Consider the following 18,485-nt stretch of genomic DNA (forward strand, 5'->3'; position numbering starts at 1 on the left):
CGGCCACGGCCGCGAGAACGGCGGACGCGAGCACCCCCTCGGCGGCGACCGGCGCGATCCGGGTGTCACCGATAGTCCTCCGGGGCGACGGCGCCGCTCTGGCGCTGGGTCGCGCCGAAGTAGCCGCCCCAGTCCGGCCGGGAGCCGTCGACGTCGGTGAAGCCGTACTCCTTGGCCAGCTGCCAGGTCGACAGCGAACGCCCGCTCCAGCGGCTCACCTCCGGGTCGGCGGCGAGCGCGGCCACCGCGCGGCCGAGGTAGGCGGGTGTCTCCGACATCGCGAAGTAGGGATCTTTCGCGATGCCGTCGCGCCAGGTGGTCTCGGTGACGCCGAAATGGTCGAGCATCGCCTCCGACCGGAGGAAGCCGGGCGTGAGCGCGAGGGCGGTGACGCCGTGCGGCCGCAGGTCACCCGCCTGCGCCAGGGCCGCCCGGATGACACCCGCCTTGGCCAGGTCGTAGAAGAAGGTGCCCCGGTAGTCCTGGTCGGCGGTGCCGTCGGTGACCTCCACGACCAGGCCGCGGCGGCGGGCCACCATCAGCGGCAGCGCGTGCCAGCTGGTGATGATGTGCGTGTGCACCGCCTGCCGCTGCAGCAGCAGGCCGTCCTCGAGAGGCTGCTCCCACAACGGCTTGTCCCACACCGTCATCGGGTCACCGCCCCAGACGTTGTTGACCAGGATGTCGAGCCTGCCGTCCTGCTCGCGGTCGATCCGCGCCACCAGCTCGCGGACCTGGGCGACGTCCAGATGGTCGGTGGGGACGGCGATGCCGTGGCCGCCGGCGGCGGTCACCAGGTCGGCGGTCTCCTCGATGGTCTCGGGACGGTTCATCGGCGATCTCGCCGCCGCCGTGCTGCGGCCCGTGACGTAGACGGTCGCGCCGGCCGCGCCGAGCTGGACGGCCGTTCCGCGGCCTCCGCCACGGGTGGCTCCGCTCACGAGGGCGACCTGCCCGGTCAACGGTTTGTTCTTCACCCGTTCTTCTGTCACCGGTCCTCCTTGTCGCGCCGGTAGGGGTCGAGCAGCGTGCTCAGGTCCCGGCGGAGCGCCTCGGCCAGCGGCTCCGACCTGGTCATCGCCCAGGTGAGCTGGGTGCCGTTGCGGATGGAGTCGACGGCGGCGGCGAGCGCGTCCACGTCGGTGCCCGTGGCCACGTGCCCGCTCGCCACCGCCGACCGCAGGCAGGCGGCGAGCTCGGCGCGGACCGCCGCGTCGTGCTCGCACAGCAGCTCGCGGAACTCGGGGTCGGCCAGCTCCAGGTGAAGGAACGCCAGGTGGTTGGCGAACTCCTCCGGTTCGGTGTCGGGTCCGGCGCTGCGCACCACCGCGCGGATCACCCCCTCCACCGGATCGGCGGCGGACTCGAACGCGGCCCGCATCGGCTGGACGAACGTCTTCTCCGCCAGGCCCCACCGGACGAATCCGAGCAGCAGGTCGCGCTTGCTGCCGTACCGCCCGACGAGCACGCCCGTCGACACTCCGGCCTCCCGGGCGACGTCGGCCAGTGTCAACCGGCCCGGTCCCACCCGCCCGACCGCCGCGGCGAGCGCGACCATGATGCGCTGCTCGCTGATCGTGCGCGGCCGTCCCGCCATGACCCCTCCCATTAAATAATGAACCTTCATTATTTATAGCGCACGGCGATGACCCCTCCGATCGAAGAGCCAGGAACATGCGTACCCCCGCCAGGGGAGATCAGGCGGGAAGCGGCTCACGCAGCCGTTGAGGAGCTCTTCGCGCGAGACCTTTCCGGCCGCGGGGCGCCGCCCCGTCGAGGCGCCCCGCGGTGGAGGTCCTCAGGAGACGACGAGCTCCGCGGCGAGGGCGGCGGCCCGTTCGGTGGTGAGCCGCCCGTCGGCGACCACGACGGTGATCGCGCGGGCCAGCCGGTCGGGGACGGTCAGCGGCGCGTCCCAGGCCAGGGCCGGTCCGACGCCCGGGTACTCGGCGACGCGGACGAACCACGGGTCGAGCCCGAGGGTCTGCACGAACAGCAGGCTCCAGTCGTCGGAGATGAGCGCGAGCCAGGGCGAGAGGCCGCCGTGCACCGCCCGCTCGCCGGAGGCGCCGTCGGCGAAGACGTCCAGCCCGGGGGAGTCCTTGGGCGCGCGCCAGAAGAACCCGCCGTAGCCGGCGCCGGTCCGGCCCTTGCAGGCCGAGCTCTGGATCGACAGCGGCTCGCCGGTCCGGTTGTGCAGGGTGAAGGCGACGTCCAGCGCCCAGGCGCCGGGCAGGGCGCGGGCGGTGAGGGTCCGCTCCTCGGCGGCCAGGACGGCGCCGTCCGGCCCGACCCAGTCGAGACGCTCGGCGAAGCCGCCGTCCACGGGGCGCAGCGAGCGCCGTCGCTGCCGCCCGTGGTTGGGCAGGATCCTCGGGCCGGTGCCGGGTACGTAGGTGGAGCCGCCCCAGAAGTTGACCCCGTTGACATCCGAGATGGCCACGCTCGCCCCGAAGTGGTGCACGTGGTCCGCGGGCTGGGTCTCGGTCACGAGCGTCCCGCCGAGGGTCCGGACCGGATGCAGGTGGGGCCGCGGCGCGTCCGTCGGCTTGAGGTCGCCCCGCCGGGTGTAGGTCGCGACCTCCCGCGAACCGACGCGCAGCGACGGTTCGGGCCAGGTGCTCGGCCGGGAGGCGAGGCTGCCGGGGAAACCGAGCTCCGACAGGGTCTTCAGCTCGGCCGCCGCGCGCACGGCCAGGCCGTCGATGCCCGGCAGCACCAGCCGGGACGGCTCCGTGCGGGAGCCGTCGACGGGCAGCGGGTCGGGCGCGCGCCGGATCTCGTCGAGCAGCCGGGTGAAGCCGCCGGTCCGCTCCAGCGGCACCAGCAGTTCCTCGCCCTCCCTGATGTGCGCCAGGAGATTGCCGAGGAGGTCGACCCGGTCGAAGCCGGTGCGGACGCCGTCCACCTCGATCTCGTCGAGGGTGTAGAAGAGCAGTGCGGAGCGTGTCTCGCCGTGCAGATGCAGGTAGGGCTCGGTCCGCCGGTCGCCGCAGAGGCTCACGGTGACCGCGATGACGGTTCCGTCGGCGAGGCGCAGCCGGGCGCTGGAGGTGTCGTCGGAGGAGATCGCGTTGGCCCGGTACAGCTCCAGCTCGATCCCCTCGACCGAGGAGACCGCGTCGGCCCCGGCGACGGCCAGCGCGGTGGCCACCGCGTGCGCGAACGGATTGGTCAGCGCGCCGTCCATGACGTCCACGCCGTCCAGCCGCCGGTGCCCCGCCCAGGGGGCGCGCGTGTAGTAGGTGAACGGGCGCGTCCAGGCTCCGGCGACGCCGATGGCGCGGATCGGCTCGCCCAGCAGCCCGGCCGCCGCGGGGACGGCGGCCGAGCCGAGCGACTGGAAGCCGACCTGGCAGGCCAGCCCCGTCTCGGCCACGGCGGCGGAGATCCGCTCGAACTCCTCCACCGACGGCGCGGGGGGTTTCTCCAGCAGCACGTGCGCCCCGGCCCGCAGGGCGGCGACCGTCAGCGGCGCGTGGGTGTGGATCGGCGTCGCGATCACCGCGACCTCCGCCCCGGTCTCGGAAATCAGCGACGGCAGGTCCGTCGACCACGGCACGTCGAGGCCGGACGCCGGCCGGGTGTCGCAGACGCCGGCGAGCTCGGCCCGGCCTGCCGCGGCCAGCCGCCGGACGTTCTCCACATGGTTGCGGCCGTGGCCGTGGATTCCGGCGACCACCACTCGAACCGGCTTCACGACGCCCACCTCGTCGGTGCCCCGGTCGCCCGCAGCTCCGGCCCGGTGATCTCCACGGGAAAGGGCTCGGCGAGCAGCCCGAGATCGGTGAGCGTGGCGTCCTCCACCCTCTCCACCATCGAGGGATGGTGCAGCGCGAGGGCGAGCTGGCCCGACAGCTCGGTGAGCAGATGCGGATAGACCGGGACGCTGAAGGCGCGGGCGAGCTCGGCGATCCGCAGGAACGGCGTGATCCCGCCGACCCGGACCAGGTTCGGCTGGACGACGTCGCAGGCGCCCCCGGTCAGCAGGTCGCGGAACCCGTGGACGGTGGCGACGTTCTCGCCGACCGCGATCGGCGTGGCGACGCTCCGCCGCAGCTCCACCTGGGCGGCCAGGTCGTCGGCGGGCAGCGGCTCCTCGATCCAGAACAGGTCGTACCTCTCCAGGGCCCGCAGCGCGGTCCGGGCCCGGTGCAGGTCCCAGCGCTGGTTGGCGTCGATCATCAGCAGCCGGTCGGGGCCGATCACCTCGCGGACCGCCGCCACCCGCTCGACGTCCTCGGCGAGCGAGGGGCGACCGACCTTGATCTTGACCGCGGTGTGTCCGGCGGCGACCCACCGTCCGGCCTGCGCCCGGAGCTCCTCCAGCGGGTAGTGGAGGTTGACCCCGCTGCCGTAGACGGGGACGCTCTCGCGCCGCGCGCCGAGGACCTCGACCAGCGGGCGCTCGCCGCAGCGCAGATCCCACAGCGCGAGGTCCACCCCGGCCAGGGCGATCGGCACGATCCCGGACCGCCCCGCCTCGCCGAGACGGGCCGACAGCCGGTCCCACACGAGCTCCGGATGCGGCGGCAGGCCGATCACCGCGTCGCGGATGTCGTGCTCCAGCAGTGCCTTGATCGCCTGGGCCCCGATCTGCGGAGTCCACGCCGGCCCGGTGCCGCGCCGCCCGTCGTCCAGCGTGATCGTGACGAGCAGCGCGTGGTTGAAGGGCACGTCCGCGCCCCAGGGCCGGGCCAGGGGCACCGACCGCAGCGTGACCGTCAAATCCTTGATCATGGCGCTACCAGGGCGAGTCCGGACTTGATCAGCGCCTCGAGCTCGGCCTCGTGCTCGGGCGCCACCGGGACCAGCGGCGGCCGGACCGCGCCGACGTCCAGCCCGCGCAGCCGTACCCCCGCCTTGACCAGCGACACCGCGTAGCCCGGCACCTTGGAACGCAGCCGCACCAGCGGCGCGTAGAACTCGGTGATCAGCCGTTCGTCGCCGTTCAGGTAGGCGTTGGCGATCTCGGGCGCGAAGCAGAACACCGCGCTGGAGTACAGGCCGACGCCCAGGGCCCGGTAGGCGGGCTGGGTCAGCTCGGCGGTCGGCAGCCCGTTGAAGAACAGGAAGTCCGGGTGCGTCTCCCGGACGGCCAGCACGATCCGCTGCATCCGGTCGATGTCGCCGAGGCCGTCCTTCAGCCCGATGACACCGGGGATCGCGGCCAGCTCGACCGCCGCCTCCGGTTCGAGCGCGATCGGCCCGCGCTGGTAAATGATCACCGGGAGCTCGGCGGCGATCGCCCGCACGTACTCGGGGAAACCGGGTCCCTGGACGAGATAGGGCGGCATGAGCAGCAGCCCGTCGGCACCCGCTTCGCGGGCGGCCCGCGCCTGGGCGAGCGCCGCGCCGATCGGCCCGCCCGCCCCGGCGAACACCGGGGCGGCCCCGGCCGTCGTCTCCACCGCCACCCGGACGACCTCGGCGTGCTCGGCCTCCGACAGCGCGGTGAACTCACCGGTCCCGCAGGCGGCGAACACGCCGCCCGGCCGGTGCTCGAGTCCCCGCCGGACGTGGTCGGCCAGCACGCCGGGCGCGAGCCCGCCGTCCGGGCCGAAGGGGGTCACGGGAAAGAACAGGACACCATCGAGGTTCATGATCGGGGTCTCTCTTTCAGGAGAGTCAGGAGAGTTCGGTGCGCCAGCTGCGCTTGGCGGTCCAGCCGAGCAGTCGCTCCGCCTTGGCGGAGGAGAAGGCGGGGGCGGTGCCGGTCAAATGGGTGGCGAACGCCTTCGTCTCCGGCATGACGGTCGGCAGCAGCTCGGCCAGCGGCTCGCGCGCCAGGGCGTCGCCGGCGCCCGCGAAGAAGACCTCGCCGTTCGTCTCCAGCAGGGGGAGCCTGGTGATCAGCGCGTCGACGAAGTCGCCGGCGTCGCGGGCGTCGAGGTAGTTGAACAGGGAGACCCCGCCTATCTCGGGCCGGTCCAGCCGCTCGGTGATCGTGTGCCCGGACTGGGTGGGCGCGCCCTCCCACTCCTCGGGCGCGACGACGAAGCAGGGGCGGAACGCGGCCATCCGGGTGGTCTCGCCGGCCCGGGCGAACGTCCGCATGGTCTGCTCGGCCACGACCTTCGACAGGTTGTAGGCGTTCCATGGCTCCGTCGGGTGGTCCTCGTCAAGGGGCAGGTAGGCGGGGGTCCAGCCGCCGGGCGCGCCGTATCCGATCACCGTGGGGCTGCTCGCCACGATGAGCTTCTCCACGCCGAGGGCGACCGCGGCCGCGCAGATGTTGAAGGCGAGCTGGGTGTTGACACGGAACGTGGTGGGCTCGGAACGGCTGAACGGCACCGCGATGGCCGCCAGATGGACCACCGCCTCCGGCCGGAACCGCGCGATCACCGCGTAGGCCTCACCCAGATCGGTGAGATCCGCCGGAAGGGTCGAGGCGGCCTCGCGAGGGGTTCCCGGCGCGCTGTCCACGCCGATCACCTCATGTCCGGCCGCCGCGAGCGAGGCGACCACGCTGCGGCCGAGCCGGCCTGCGCTGCCGGTGACGAGCACTCTGCTCACCGTGTGGACTCCTTTTGAAGACTGCAATCAGTTGCAGTAAACAATCGCGTCAGGCGGGACAATACGTCAAGTGAGCGGGGTCAATCACCGGCAACCGGTCTCAGGATGGTTGACCCATCTGCAAACGATTGCGTTAAGGTGTGCGGCATGTCAGTGACCATCCGGGACGTCGCCCAGGCGTCAGGCGTCCATGTGTCGACGGTTTCCCGGACCTTCTCGGCACCCCATCTGGTGAACGCCGAGACCCGGACCCGGGTGCTGGCGGCGGCCGAACAGCTCGACTACCGGCCCAACCGGGCGGCCCGCTCGCTCAAGACGGGCCGCACCAACAACATCGGGCTGATCGTGGCCGATCTGGCCAATCCGTTCTTCCCTCCGCTGATCAAGGCCGCGCAGGCCGCCGCCCGCCGCCAGGACTACCACCTTTTCGTGGCCGACACCGGAGAGGACCCCGTCGAGGAGGAGAATCTCGTACTGGCATTCTCCAAGCAGGTCGACGGCATCGTGCTGTGCAGCCCGCGACTTTCCAACAAGGCCCTTGAGAAGCTCTCGGAACAGGTCTCGTTCGTGCTGGTCAACCGGCGCATCCGCGGGCTGACCACGGTCGTGATGGACGTCGCGAACGGCGCCCGCGCCGCGATGGAGCACCTCGTGAGCCTCGGTCACCGGCGCGTCGCCCTGGTGGCGGGCCCCGCCGGCTCGTGGACCAGCGGCGAGATCCGCAAGGCCGTCTCGGAGATCCCCGGTCTCGACACGGTGGTCATCGGCCCCAACTCTCCCACCGAGGAGGGCGGGATCGCCGCCGCACCCATGATCGCCGAGGCGGGGGTGACCGGGGTGCTCGCCTACAACGACCTCGTCGCCATCGGCCTCATCGAGGGACTGGAGGTCCTCGGCGTCGACGTGCCGGGCGACGTCAGCGTGATCGGTTTCGACGACAGCATCACCGGACGGCTGCACCGTCCCAAACTCACCACGGTCGCGATGCCCGCGAGCGACGCCGGCCGGATGGCGGTGGACCTGCTCATCCAGTCGATGAGCGCCGCGACCGTCCTGGAGACCCATCTGGTGGTCCGGGAGTCCACCGCGCCTCCTAAAGTCCACCGCGCCTCCTGAAGCCCACCGCGCCCCCTGGGTCTACTGTGTCCCCTGGGGTTCGTCGTGCCTCTTGGGATTCTCCGTGCCTCTTGGAGGCCACTGCGCCTCCTGAGACCCACCGTGCCTTCTGGGGCCCACGGCGTTTTTCGTAGTCCGCCGCGTCTTTTGGATCCATCGCGTCCACGGAGTCGAGCGCGCCACCAGGGGGCCACGACGCCACCGGGCGAGAACGCCGGGAGCGGCGAGCCCGTGGACTTCCGTTTCTCTCCCACGGCCCACGCGCGGCCGGATCCCGGCACAACGGTGCAATTGATCCCGCGGCGGTGGTGACGCGCGTCGAGCGGGCACCTCGCCCGAAGGGCGGCCACCAGGCACTTCTCGCTCGTCGTGCCGCGAGCGGATCACGGTCCGCTACTGCAATCGGTTGTACTAACTCGTGTTCAAGCGAGTTTTTTCCGTTTGGCCTCTGGCGAGGGATATCCCCTCTGAGCTGCGATAACGATAAAACCGAAGGTTACGATTCGTGAGCTAGCTCACTGCAAAGGGTTGACGTCTTAGTTTGTGAAGCTATAGGAAAAGCGCATCCCATTCACCAACTCCCCGAAGGGCCAGTGATGACGCTGAGTCCCGCAACGGCGGGGACGACCGAGGTGCCGGTCGCGCCCCCGGAAAAGGCGGGCGCCCCCCACCCCGGGCGTCTCAAGAGCCACCGAAGCCGAACGCAGGCGCGGGCGGCCTACCTGTTCCTGGCCCCTTGGTTCATCGGCCTGTTCGCGATCACGCTCGGCCCGATGATCGCCTCGCTCTACCTGTCGTTCACCGACTACAGCCTGCTGACCGAGGCCAAGTGGGTCGGGTTCGACAACTACGTGGAGATGTTCACCGAGGACGAGCGGTTCATGGCGTCGCTGCAGGTGACGACGACCTACGTGCTGGTGTCCGTCCCGCTGCAGCTGGCCTTCGCCCTGGCGCTGGCGCTCGTGCTGGACAAGGGCCTGCGCGGCCTGCCGTTCTACCGCTCGATCTTCTACCTGCCGTCGCTGCTCGGAGGCAGCGTGGCGATCTCGATCCTCTGGCGGAAGATCTTCGGGACCGACGGCATCGTCAACTCGTTCCTGGGCCTGTTCGGCTACGAGGGCCAGGGCTGGGTGACCAGCCCCGACACCGCGCTGTGGACGCTGATCGTCCTGCACATCTGGACGTTCGGCGCCCCGATGGTCATCTTCCTGGCCGGGCTCCGCCAGATCCCGCAGAGCCTGTACGAGGCGGCCTCGGTCGACGGCGCCGGCAGGTGGCGCAACTTCCGCTCGATCACCCTGCCGCTGCTCACCCCGATCATCTTCTTCAACCTGGTGCTGGAGGTGATCAAGTCGTTCCAGTCCTTCACGCAGTCGTTCATCGTCAGCGGTGGCAACGGCGGACCGGTCGACTCGACGCTCTTCTACACGCTCTACCTCTACATCAAGGGCTTCAAGAACTACGAAATGGGTTACGCGGCCGGAATGGCCTGGGTGCTGCTGCTCATCATCGCCGCGCTGACCGGTGTCAACTTCCTCATGTCTCGATTCTGGGTTTTCTATGGCGACGACAAGTAAGCGCGTGCCGGTCCTTTTCCGGCCCGCCCCGCGCCTGCTCAGGCACCTGCTGCTCATCGGCGCCGGGCTGTTCATGCTCTACCCGCTGCTGTGGATGGTCTCCAGCTCGTTCAAACCCGAGGAGCTGATCTTCCGGGAGCCGGGGCTGATGCCGACCGCGGTGACGGCGGAGAACTACACCGAGGGCTGGGACGCCCTCAAGCACTCCTTCGGCTACTACCTGTGGAACTCGGCGGTCCTCACCGCGCTGGCGGTGGTCGGCAACCTGGTCGCCTGCTCGCTCGCGGCCTACGCCTTCGCCCGGCTGGAGTTCCCGCTGAAGAAGATGTGGTTCGCGATCATGCTCGGCTCGATCATGCTGCCGCACCACGTCACGGTCGTCCCGCAGTACATCGTGTTCGCCAAGATCGACTGGATCAACACGATCTGGCCGATCGTCGCGCCGAAGTTCCTCGCGACCGACGCGTTCTTCATCTTCCTGATGGTGCAGTTCATCCGCACCCTTCCCCGGGAGCTGGACGAGGCGGCGGCGATCGACGGCGCGGGCTACTGGCGCACGTTCATCCGGGTGATCATGCCGTTGTGCGTTCCGGCGCTGGCGACCACCGCGATCTTCACCTTCATCTGGACGTGGAACGACTTCTTCACCCAGAACCTCTACCTGACCAACTCCGACAATCTCACCGTCCCCGTCGCGCTGCGGCAGTTCATGGACTCCAGCGGCGAATCCTCCTGGGGACCGCTGTTCGCGATGTCGATCATCTCTCTCGGCCCGATCTTCGGGTTCTTCCTCGCGGGCCAGAAGTATCTTGTTCGCGGCATGGCGACCACCGGTCTCAAATAACCCCTCCCACCCCCATCCCCCCGGAGGTATCTCGATGAAGCGAATCCTGGCGGCCACCGCCATCACCCTGCTCGCCGTCTCGGCCACGGCATGTGGCAGCGACGACAGCGGCGGCGAGTCGGACGGGAAGACGAAGGTCGTCTTCTCGTACTGGGGCAGCGATGCCCGGCAGAAGCTGACGGAGTCGGCCATCGCCGCGTTCGAGAAGAAGAACCCGACGATCGATATCGAAGGCGACTTCTCCGACTGGGACAGCTACTACGAGAAGCTGGCCACCAAGACCGCGGCCGGCGACGCGCCGGACGTCATGTCCATCGAGATCCGCGGTCTCGCCGAGTACGCGGGCCGCGCCACCCTCGCCGACCTCAACGGCAAGGTCAACACCGCCGACCTCGACCAGGAGGTGCTCAAGGCCGGCCAGGTCGACGGCAAGCAGTACGCCATCCCCACCGGCGTCAACACCTTCCCGATGATCGTCAACAAGGCGGCGGTGGAGAAGGCCGGCGAGAGGGTCCCGGACGACACGACCTGGACCTGGGACGACTACATCGCGCTCTCCCAGCGGGTGACCGAGAAGGGCGACGGCAAGGTCTGGGGCACCGAGTACAACGAGAACCCCGCCTTCCTGCAGCTGTTCGCCGCCCAGCGCGGGGAGCAGTTCTACAAGGACGGCAAGATCGGCCTGTCGGAGCAGGTCATCAAGGACTGGTGGGCCCTCCTGCAGAAGATCATCTCTACCAAGGCCGGCCCGGACGCCGCCCTGATGCTGGAGACCGGGACCAAGGTCGACCAGGCCCTGCTCGCCACGAACGCCAGCGCGTTCGGCAGCTGGTGGAGCAACCAGCTCACCGCGCTGAGCAAGGGCTCCGGCCAGGAGCTCGACCTGCTGCGGATGCCGAAGGCGGAGGGGGCGACCACCGCCGGCATGTTCCTGCAGCCGGCGATGTACTACACGATCTCGTCCAAGACCGAGCAGGCCGACGCGGCCCAGAAGTTCGTCGACTTCCTCGTCAACGACCCCGAGGCCGGCGCCATCCTGCTCAGCGACCGCGGCCTGCCGACCAACGCCAAGGTCGTCGCCGCCATCAAGGACAAGCTGACCCCGACCGACCAGAAGGTGCTGGCCTTCATCGACTCCATCAGGAGCGAGCTGAGCCCGATCGCGATCCCGCCGAAGGGCGCCATGGAGATGGAGGACATCCTCAAGCGCGCCACCGACTCGGTGCTGTTCGGCAAGGCCTCCGCGGACGACGCGGCGAGGGCCTTCCTCACCGAGGCCAACGCCGCCATCACCAAGTAGCCGGCGGTAGCCGGGACCCGCCGACGTGCCGTACGGCTCGCGCCGAGCCGTACGGCACACCTGTCTCCACCCTTCACCGTCCTTCTCATGGAGTGCTTGGTCCTTCTCATGGAGTGCTTGATGCGATACGCCTTCGTCGGGCTCGGCCACCGGGTACAGCTGTACATCGACGCGCTGCTCGGCGAGTGGGGCGACACCGGCGAGATCGTCGCCCTCTGCGACGTCAACCGCACCCGGATCGGCTACTACCTCGACCGGATCGGACGCGACGTCCCGTGCTTCGCGCCGCACGAGTTCGACAAGATGCTCCAGCTCGCGGACGCCGTCGTGGTCGCCACCGTCGACGCCGCCCACGCCCGTTACGTCGTCGCCGCGCTGGAGGCGGGCAAGGACGTCATCGTGGAGAAGCCGCTGTGCACCACCGCCGAGGACTGCGCGGCCATCACCGAGGCCGCCGAGCGGAGCACCGGCCGGCTCGTCGTCACCTTCAACTACCGCTACTCGCCGCGCAACAGCGCCGTCCGCAGGCTGCTCGCCGACGGGGCGATCGGCGACGTCACCTCCGTGCACTTCGAGTGGGTGCTGGACACCATCCACGGAGCCGACTACTTCCGCCGCTGGCACCGCGACAGGGCCAACTCCGGCGGCCTGCTGGTGCACAAGTCCACCCACCACTTCGACCTGGTCAACTGGTGGCTGGCCGACACCGCCCGCTCCGTCTACGCCCGGTCGGCGCTGCGGTTCTACGGAGCCGACAACGCCCGCGCCCGCGGCCTGCGCGACCGGCCGGGACGCGCCCACGGCGCGCCGGGACTCGGCACCGACCCCTACCTCCTCGACATCTCCGCCGACCCCCGGCTCAAGCGCCTCTACCTGGACGCCGAGCACGAGGACGGCTACCTCCGCGACCAGGACGTGTTCGACGACGGCGTGACCATCGAGGACAACATGGCCGTCATCGTCGGGTACTCCCGCGGGGCGATGCTCACCTACTCCCTCAACGCCCACGGCCCCTTCGAGGGTTACCGGGTGGCCGTGAACGGCACCGCCGGACGGCTGGAGCTGGAGGTCGTCGAACGCGCCTGGACCCCGCCGCGGGCCGCGATCGACCCGACCGCCGCCGACAAGGCGCACGCCCCCGGCGCCTCCGAGCGGCTCGTCCTGCACCGGCACTGGAGCGAGCCGGAGGAGATCGCCATCTCCTCCGGCGCGGGCGGTCACGGCGGCGGCGACGCCCTCATGCTGGACGACGTCTTCCGCGGCGCGGGCGAGGACCCCCTGGGCTGCCAGGCGGGGCACCGCGCGGGTGTCGCGAGCGTGATGGTCGGGGTCTCGGCCAACCTGTCCGCCGCGAGCGGCGCACCCGTCCTCCTGGAGGACGACGGCACCCGGTACGCGGGCTGACCCCCCGGCGCCCGGCGGAGACCCGGCCTTCCCCGCAAGGGCGTCCCGCCCGTTCCGGTGACTCACCTGCCGCTCCCGGCGCTCCGGCGGCCACCGTAGAGTGGGCCGGTCCGCAGGACTTTTCGAAAACGGGTGGAAATCTATGGATGAAGAACTGACGTTGATGGCCGTTCACGCCCATCCCGACGACGAGGTGATCAGCACCGGCGGGATCCTCGCCAGGTACGCGGACGAGGGCGTCCGGACCGTCCTGGTCACCTGCACGAACGGCGAGCAGGGCGACGGTCCCGGCGGGGTGAAGCCGGGGGAGCCCGGCCACGACGAGGCGGCGGTGAGAGCGCTGCGGCTGGAGGAGCTCCGCGAGTCGGCGACCCACCTGGGGATCTCCCACGTGGAGCTGCTCGGCTACCGCGACTCGGGCATGGTCGGCTGGGCCGCCAACGAGGCGCCAGACTCCTTCGCCAACGTCCCCTTCGAGCAGGCCGTCGGCCGGCTCGTCGCGCTGATGGAGCGCTACCGCCCGCAGGTCGTCGTGACCTACGACGAGAACGGCGGCTACGGCCACCCCGACCACATCCAGGCCCACCGGATCGCGGTGGCCGCGGCCGAGGCGAGCGGCATTCCCGGCAAGCTCTACTACACGGCCGTGCCACGCGAGCGGATGGCCGAGCTGTTCGAGTATCTCCGCTCGACCGGTGACGCCCCGGAGGGCTTCGAGTTCCCCGACGACTTCGGCGTCCCCGAGGAGCAGATCACCGCCGTGGTCGACGTGTCCGCCCAGGTGGAGCGCAAGCTCAAGGCGCTGGAGGCGCACGCGAGCCAGGGAGACGGCATCTTCTTCCTGCGCATGCCCGCCGAGGCCCAGCACCGGGTGTTCGCGCACGAGACCTTCGTCCGCCACATCAACCGCGTTCCCGCCGCGGCCGACCGCGAGGACGACCTCTTCGACGGCCTCCGCTAGGAAGACGCGTCGGGGGAGTCGGGGACGGCCCTCGGCGGGCCCCGCCCCGCGGGGCCCGCCGAGGACTACGGTGTCATACCGAAGTACGGAAAAACCTGGTTCAACGCTTCTCGTCGCCTTTACGATCTTTTCTCTGGTATGCAACTCTGCAAACCCGGGGGAGTAAACGGTTATGCGTGATCGACGGCTCCTCGCGCTGGTCTTCTCCGCGACCGCGATCCTCGTCTTCGGCGTGTACGGGGTGGTGGCCGCCCCGGGGGCGGTGGTGGCCTCGCCCTCGCCGCGCCCCACGCCGGCCGGCGACTCCGACGAGTCCGGTGAACCGGACGTCGGCACGACCGTGCGGGAGGCGGGGGAGCCGCCCAGCCCGGTGCCCGTCTCGCCGCCACCGAACCTGGTCACGCTGACCCCGGTCACGCCGACCTCGCAGGGCGGTCCCGAGGCGACCGCGACGAGCTACCTGACCGCCTGGCAGAACGGCGACTTCATCGGGATGACGGGCATGGTCGTCGACCCCCCGGCCGACTTCGGCGTCCGGCACCGCGGGTTCGACGCCGACCTGCGGGTCTCGTCGCTGTCGCTCACCCCCGGCGAGCTGCGCCACCGCGGCGAGGAGGCGGCCGAGATGTCCTTCAGGGGGGTACGGCAGGTCACCGGGCTGGGCGAGTGGCCGTTCGACTCCGTCCTGCGCCTGGAGTTGCGGTTCGGGGTGTGGAAGGTGCGCTGGACCCCCGAGACGATGCACCGCTCGCTCAAGGACGGCGGGAGGCTGCGGCTGAAGGAGACCGAGGTCCGGAGCCCGGCCACGCTGACCCGAGAGGGGGTCCCGTTCCCCCGCGACAGCAGGGCGGGCCACTACTTCAGCGGGCTGAGCGACACGGCGGTCGAGCTGCGGCTGGAGGAGGAGCCCTCCGGCCGGGTGCTGCTGGCCTCCCCGCCCCGGCAGGCCTCGGGGACGAGGACCACGATCTCCCGGCCCGTCCAGGCCGCCGCGGCCCGCGCCCTGGACGGGGTCGGCCAGCCCGCCGCGATCGTGGCCCTGGACGTCCAGACGGCCCAGGTGCGCGCGGTGGCGGACACGCTGGGCGGCAAGGAGGCGTTCAACGGCCTCTACCCGCCCGGCTCGACGTTCAAGGTCGTGACCGCCGCCGCGCTGCTCCGCAGCGGCCTGACCCCGGAGTCGCAGGTCGCCTGCCCGGCCGGCTACACCATCCCGAACGGCAGGAGCTTCAGCGACTCCGACGGCGTCGACCACGGCAACGTGCCCTTCACCACGGCCTTCGCGCTCTCCTGCAACACCACCTTCGCCCAGCAGACGTACGAGCGGCTGCGCGACGACCGGCTGCGCGCCGAGGCGGCCGACAGGTTCGGCTTCCGGGAGAAGCCGGGGCTGAGCTCCTGCCGGATCCAGCCGTACGGAAGCCCGGACCAGCTGGGATCCGACGCCATCGGCCAGAACTCGGTGCAGGCCAGCCCGCTGTGCATGGCCGAGGTCGCCGCCGCGGTCGCGAGCGGCGTCTGGAGACCCGCCATCATGACCGAGGGGCCTCCCGCGGACTCGCCGGCCCCGGTGCCGCTGGACGAGGGGGTGGCCGCGAGCCTGCGGACGATGATGGGCGCCGTGGTCACCCAGGGAACGGCCTCCCAGGCCGGGCTCCCGTCGGACACCGCGGGCAAGACCGGCACCGCCGAGGTCGAGGGCGGCGGGGACCACGCCTGGTTCATCGGCTACCGGGGTTCCCTGGCCTTCGCGGTGTTCGTCCGGCACGGCGGTGCCGGGGGCAAGGTGGCGGCGCCGATCGCCGCGAGGTTCCTGAACGCCCTCTGACGCGCTCTGCCGCGCTCCCGGCGTTCCGGGTGCGGGGAACGGGCTACCGTACACAGGGTGTACGTGAAGATCTGCGGGCTGCGCGAGCCCGGACATGTGACGGCCGCCGTCGAGGCGGGAGCCGACGCCGTCGGGTTCGTCCTCACCAGGAGCTCGCGGCGGGTCACCCCCGCGCGGGCGAGGGAGCTGGCCTCGGCGATCCCCCCGCACGTGCTGACCGTGGGGGTGTTCGCCGGTGAGCCGTCCGAGGAGGTCAGGGCGGCCACGCTGGAGGCGGGACTGCGTGCCGTCCAGTTGCACGGCGACCATCCGCACGAGGACTTCACCGCGCTGAAGGACCTCGGGGTCACGCTGGTCCGCGCCGGGGCCGCGAGCACCGACCTGCGCTGCGGCGCCCTCGACGAGGACCTGCTCATCGTCGACGCGCCCAGGCCGGGATCGGGGGAGCCGTGGGACTGGGCGGCCGTGCGCGGGCGCCCGGAGGGCCGCTGGATGCTGGCCGGTGGGCTGGACCCGTCGAACGTGTCCCGGGCGATCGCCGCCGCCCGGCCCTGGGGGGTCGACGTGTCGAGCGGGGTGGAGGTCGCGCCCGGGGTGAAGGACCCCGGTCTCATCAGGGACTTCGTCACCGCCGCCCGCGGCGGCTGAGCGCCGCGGCCGGGCTTGCCCGGCCGGTGTCGTCACCACGTCCACGAGGACGGTCTCCCCGCCGCCCGGACGTTCGACGGCCGGTGCCGTTCAGCGGGCCCCGGCCAGCTTCGGGTAGAGCGCGGTGAGGTCGCCGGAGAGCGCGGCCTTGACGCGCGCGCTGGTCTCGTCGGCGAGGACCTCGTACCGCCCGGCCTCCACGCCGTCGAGGGCCGCGCGGGCGACGGCCGAGGGGTCGCTCTTGGGCCCGTCGACGTGCGCGGCCATGGCGGTCTCCATGTATCCGACGTGCAGGGCGGTGACCAGGGTCTTCTGCTCGGCGAGCTGCAGGCGCAGCGCGTTGGTCAGGGACCAGGCCGCCGACTTGGCCGCGGAGTAGGCCGCGCTGCTGGGGAGCGCGACCCAGGACAGCACGGACAGGACGTTGAGGACGGCCCCGCCGCCGTTGCGGGCGAGGACGGGGGCGAAGGCCCGGCTCATGGCGAGCGTGCCGAAGTAGTGGGTCTCCATCTCGAGCCGGAAGGCGTCGAGCTCCCCGTCGAGGAGCCCCGCCTTGGTGGAACTTCCGGCGTTGTTGATCAGCAGGGTGACGTCCGGTGCCAGGTCGGCCGCCGCGCGTACGGCCGCCGGGTCGGTGACGTCCAGGGCGATGGGCACCACACCGGGCGTGGTGATCGTGTCGGGATTGCGCGCGGCGGCGTAGACCTTCGACGCGCCGCGTTCGAGCAGTGCCTGGACGAACCGCTCGCCGAGTCCGCGATTGCCGCCGGTGACGAGGGCCACAGAGCCGTTGATCTGCATGATGTTCCTTACCGTGGATGAACGGGCGGAGACGCCGCGAGACGGTTTCCACGCCACGGGACCGCCGGGGGTGCTCCGGCACCTGAGTTGGTATATCCAATCTAGCATCCTGGATTGGAAAACCCAACCTCGCATAGACTGGAATCATGCCCACGAAGACAGGTCGCGTACCCGAACCGCGTTGCTCCGTCGCCCGGAGTTTGCAGGTGCTTGGTGAGCGGTGGACACTGCTGATCGTCCGGGACGCCCTCGCCGGCCTGACCCGGTTCGCCGACTTCCGCGACTCCCTGGGCATCGCCTCCGACCTGCTCACCAACCGGCTGAACGCGCTGGTCGAGGCGGGTGTCATGGAGCGCCGTCCCTATCGGGAGCCGGGAGCCAGGGCTCGTCACAGCTACCATCTGACCCCGGCCGGCGAGGAGCTGGTGACGGTGCTCGCCTCGCTCCAGCAGTGGGGCGACGTCAACCGGCCCCACGAGGAGGGGCCCTCGATGTGGAGCCGCAGCCGGTCCACCGGGCGTCCCGTGCGCGTCACGTTCGTCGACGACGCCGGCACGCCCGTGCCCCGGGAGGACGTCGACCTGGTCTTCCTCGGCACCTGAGCGGCCTTCCGGGTCCGGCGTTGCCAAAGTCGTCAACCGTCTTTACTATATAGACAACCTCATTGACGATATCGCCCTGAGGTGCGATCGCGCAGCCCACGTTCCGAGGACCCGGAGAACAAGAGAGAAGGCCCCCATGTCCCATGCCGTCTTCGTCACGCACACCGCCGAGAGTGCTCCGCCCGACGCCCGTCCCACCATCGAGGGTGTGCGGCGGAAGTTCGGCCACGTCCCCACGGCGGTCGGCCGGATGGCCACCTCCCCGCAGTTGCTCAAGGGGTTCCTGGCGGCGAGCGCCGCCTTCGAGCAGAGCACCCTGGATCCGGTCGACCGCGAGATCGTCGTCATGACGGTCGCCACCCGCAACGGCTGTCATGTCTGCGTGGCGATGCACACCGCCACGCTGGCCCGGCTGGAGGCCCCCTCCGAGCTCGTCGAGGCGCTCCGGGCCGGCACGCCCCTCCCGGACGCCCGGTCGGAGGCGCTGCGGTCCTTCACCCTCGCCGTCATGGACCATCGCGGCGCGGTCGGCGACGAGGAGACGCGGGCGTTCCTCGACGCGGGCCACAGCGCGCGGAACGCTCTCGAGGTCGTCCTCGGGATCGGCGCGTACACGATCTCCACCTTCGCCAACCGCCTGATCGAGGCCCCCCTCGACCCGCCGTTCCACGCCTTCGCCTGGGACGGTGACGACAGGTGAGCCCGGACCGGTCCGCTCGGCCGGTCAGAGGGGTCGGCGGACCCCGACGACGGTGCCGAGGTCGCCGGACAGCGGGATGTCGACGGCGCGAAGCGCCGGATGCTCCAGCCAGTGACTCCTCCGCTCCCTGAAGGGAGCGGCTTCTCGCTAGGCCGCTTCCGCAGCGTCGCGAAGGGCAAGCCCTGCCC

Annotated in this window: 17 protein-coding genes; 10 read left to right on the plus strand and 7 right to left on the minus strand. The window is 70.9% G+C overall.

The window, feature by feature from the left end:
* Positions 1-65 precede the first annotated feature (65 nt).
* From ACTOQ1_RS41205 to ACTOQ1_RS41230, 6 genes are all read right to left on the minus strand, one after another.
* Complete coding sequence (locus tag ACTOQ1_RS41205; protein WP_440073828.1) at positions 66-992, minus strand: SDR family oxidoreductase; 927 nt, start codon at positions 990-992, stop codon at positions 66-68.
* Positions 989-1,597, minus strand: a complete 609-nt coding sequence (locus ACTOQ1_RS41210) for a TetR family transcriptional regulator C-terminal domain-containing protein (protein WP_440073830.1) — start codon at positions 1,595-1,597, stop codon at positions 989-991. The genes ACTOQ1_RS41205 and ACTOQ1_RS41210 overlap by 4 nt, the downstream gene beginning before the upstream one ends.
* Before the next feature lie 201 nt (positions 1,598-1,798).
* On the minus strand, positions 1,799-3,700 hold the full coding sequence (locus ACTOQ1_RS41215) for a DUF6807 family protein (RefSeq protein WP_440073832.1): 1,902 nt from the start codon (positions 3,698-3,700) through the stop codon (positions 1,799-1,801).
* Entirely contained in the window at positions 3,697-4,740 is a 1,044-nt protein-coding gene (locus ACTOQ1_RS41220) for a mandelate racemase/muconate lactonizing enzyme family protein (RefSeq protein ID WP_440073834.1), read from the minus strand. The genes ACTOQ1_RS41215 and ACTOQ1_RS41220 overlap by 4 nt, the downstream gene beginning before the upstream one ends.
* Positions 4,737-5,603, minus strand: a complete 867-nt coding sequence (locus ACTOQ1_RS41225; protein WP_440073835.1) for a 5-dehydro-4-deoxyglucarate dehydratase — start codon at positions 5,601-5,603, stop codon at positions 4,737-4,739. Before ACTOQ1_RS41225 ends, ACTOQ1_RS41220 begins: the two co-directional genes overlap by 4 nt.
* A gap of 25 nt (positions 5,604-5,628) precedes the next feature.
* Entirely contained in the window at positions 5,629-6,516 is an 888-nt protein-coding gene (locus tag ACTOQ1_RS41230; protein ID WP_440073836.1) for an NAD-dependent epimerase/dehydratase family protein, read from the minus strand.
* Positions 6,517-6,663: 147 nt separating this feature from the next.
* Between ACTOQ1_RS41230 and ACTOQ1_RS41235 the strand changes: the two genes are divergently transcribed.
* From ACTOQ1_RS41235 to ACTOQ1_RS41270, 8 genes are all read left to right on the plus strand, one after another.
* Positions 6,664-7,632, plus strand: a complete 969-nt coding sequence (locus ACTOQ1_RS41235) for a LacI family DNA-binding transcriptional regulator (protein ID WP_440073837.1) — start codon at positions 6,664-6,666, stop codon at positions 7,630-7,632.
* 596 nt (positions 7,633-8,228) lie between these two features.
* Positions 8,229-9,209 (plus strand): carbohydrate ABC transporter permease, encoded by a 981-nt coding sequence (locus ACTOQ1_RS41240; RefSeq protein WP_440073839.1) that lies wholly within the window; start codon positions 8,229-8,231, stop codon positions 9,207-9,209.
* Positions 9,193-10,053, plus strand: a complete 861-nt coding sequence (locus tag ACTOQ1_RS41245) for a carbohydrate ABC transporter permease (protein ID WP_440073841.1) — start codon at positions 9,193-9,195, stop codon at positions 10,051-10,053. The genes ACTOQ1_RS41240 and ACTOQ1_RS41245 overlap by 17 nt, the downstream gene beginning before the upstream one ends.
* A 34-nt stretch (positions 10,054-10,087) precedes the next feature.
* A complete protein-coding gene (locus ACTOQ1_RS41250) occupies positions 10,088-11,353 on the plus strand; it encodes an ABC transporter substrate-binding protein (protein ID WP_440073843.1) in 1,266 nt (421 codons plus the stop codon).
* Between the two features lie 120 nt (positions 11,354-11,473).
* On the plus strand, positions 11,474-12,757 hold the full coding sequence (locus ACTOQ1_RS41255; RefSeq protein WP_440073845.1) for a Gfo/Idh/MocA family protein: 1,284 nt from the start codon (positions 11,474-11,476) through the stop codon (positions 12,755-12,757).
* Positions 12,758-12,899: 142 nt separating this feature from the next.
* Positions 12,900-13,718: a PIG-L family deacetylase gene (locus ACTOQ1_RS41260; protein WP_440073846.1), complete on the plus strand. Its 819-nt coding sequence runs from the start codon at positions 12,900-12,902 to the stop codon at positions 13,716-13,718.
* A 172-nt stretch (positions 13,719-13,890) separates the two neighbouring features.
* The gene (locus ACTOQ1_RS41265; RefSeq protein WP_440073848.1) at positions 13,891-15,546 is read left to right on the plus strand and encodes a penicillin-binding transpeptidase domain-containing protein; all 1,656 of its coding nucleotides are present in this window, start codon (positions 13,891-13,893) and stop codon (positions 15,544-15,546) included.
* Positions 15,547-15,603: 57 nt separating this feature from the next.
* Positions 15,604-16,194 carry a phosphoribosylanthranilate isomerase gene (locus ACTOQ1_RS41270; RefSeq protein ID WP_440073850.1) on the plus strand — a complete coding sequence of 197 codons (591 nt, stop codon included), beginning with the start codon at positions 15,604-15,606 and terminating at the stop codon, positions 16,192-16,194.
* 90 nt (positions 16,195-16,284) lie between these two features.
* Here the strand turns inward: ACTOQ1_RS41270 and ACTOQ1_RS41275 are convergent, their stop codons facing one another.
* A complete protein-coding gene (locus tag ACTOQ1_RS41275; protein ID WP_440073851.1) occupies positions 16,285-16,995 on the minus strand; it encodes an SDR family oxidoreductase in 711 nt (236 codons plus the stop codon).
* Between the two features lie 206 nt (positions 16,996-17,201).
* Between ACTOQ1_RS41275 and ACTOQ1_RS41280 the strand changes: the two genes are divergently transcribed.
* Positions 17,202-17,597, plus strand: coding sequence for a winged helix-turn-helix transcriptional regulator (locus ACTOQ1_RS41280; RefSeq protein WP_440073853.1), 396 nt, complete (start codon positions 17,202-17,204; stop codon positions 17,595-17,597).
* Positions 17,598-17,733: 136 nt separating this feature from the next.
* A complete protein-coding gene (locus ACTOQ1_RS41285; protein WP_440073854.1) occupies positions 17,734-18,297 on the plus strand; it encodes a carboxymuconolactone decarboxylase family protein in 564 nt (187 codons plus the stop codon).
* Positions 18,298-18,485 lie beyond the last annotated feature (188 nt).

The sequence above is a fragment of the Streptosporangium sp. OZ121 genome (assembly GCF_051918885.1).
Classification (GTDB): domain Bacteria; phylum Actinomycetota; class Actinomycetes; order Streptosporangiales; family Streptosporangiaceae; genus Streptosporangium.

What these genes read in the sequence shown, in the direction of transcription:
- ACTOQ1_RS41255 (WP_440073845.1), top strand. Translation starts at nt 11,474, where the DNA reads ATGCGATACGCCTTCGTCGGGCTCGGCCACCGGGTACAGCTGTACATC.
- ACTOQ1_RS41210 (WP_440073830.1), bottom strand. Translation starts at nt 1,597, where the DNA reads ATGGCGGGACGGCCGCGCACGATCAGCGAGCAGCGCATCATGGTCGCG.
- ACTOQ1_RS41235 (WP_440073837.1), top strand. Translation starts at nt 6,664, where the DNA reads ATGTCAGTGACCATCCGGGACGTCGCCCAGGCGTCAGGCGTCCATGTG.
- ACTOQ1_RS41275 (WP_440073851.1), bottom strand. Translation starts at nt 16,995, where the DNA reads ATGCAGATCAACGGCTCTGTGGCCCTCGTCACCGGCGGCAATCGCGGA.
- ACTOQ1_RS41225 (WP_440073835.1), bottom strand. Translation starts at nt 5,603, where the DNA reads ATGAACCTCGATGGTGTCCTGTTCTTTCCCGTGACCCCCTTCGGCCCG.
- ACTOQ1_RS41285 (WP_440073854.1), top strand. Translation starts at nt 17,734, where the DNA reads ATGTCCCATGCCGTCTTCGTCACGCACACCGCCGAGAGTGCTCCGCCC.
- ACTOQ1_RS41260 (WP_440073846.1), top strand. Translation starts at nt 12,900, where the DNA reads ATGGATGAAGAACTGACGTTGATGGCCGTTCACGCCCATCCCGACGAC.
- ACTOQ1_RS41250 (WP_440073843.1), top strand. Translation starts at nt 10,088, where the DNA reads ATGAAGCGAATCCTGGCGGCCACCGCCATCACCCTGCTCGCCGTCTCG.
- ACTOQ1_RS41240 (WP_440073839.1), top strand. Translation starts at nt 8,229, where the DNA reads ATGACGCTGAGTCCCGCAACGGCGGGGACGACCGAGGTGCCGGTCGCG.
- ACTOQ1_RS41265 (WP_440073848.1), top strand. Translation starts at nt 13,891, where the DNA reads ATGCGTGATCGACGGCTCCTCGCGCTGGTCTTCTCCGCGACCGCGATC.
- ACTOQ1_RS41245 (WP_440073841.1), top strand. Translation starts at nt 9,193, where the DNA reads ATGGCGACGACAAGTAAGCGCGTGCCGGTCCTTTTCCGGCCCGCCCCG.
- ACTOQ1_RS41220 (WP_440073834.1), bottom strand. Translation starts at nt 4,740, where the DNA reads ATGATCAAGGATTTGACGGTCACGCTGCGGTCGGTGCCCCTGGCCCGG.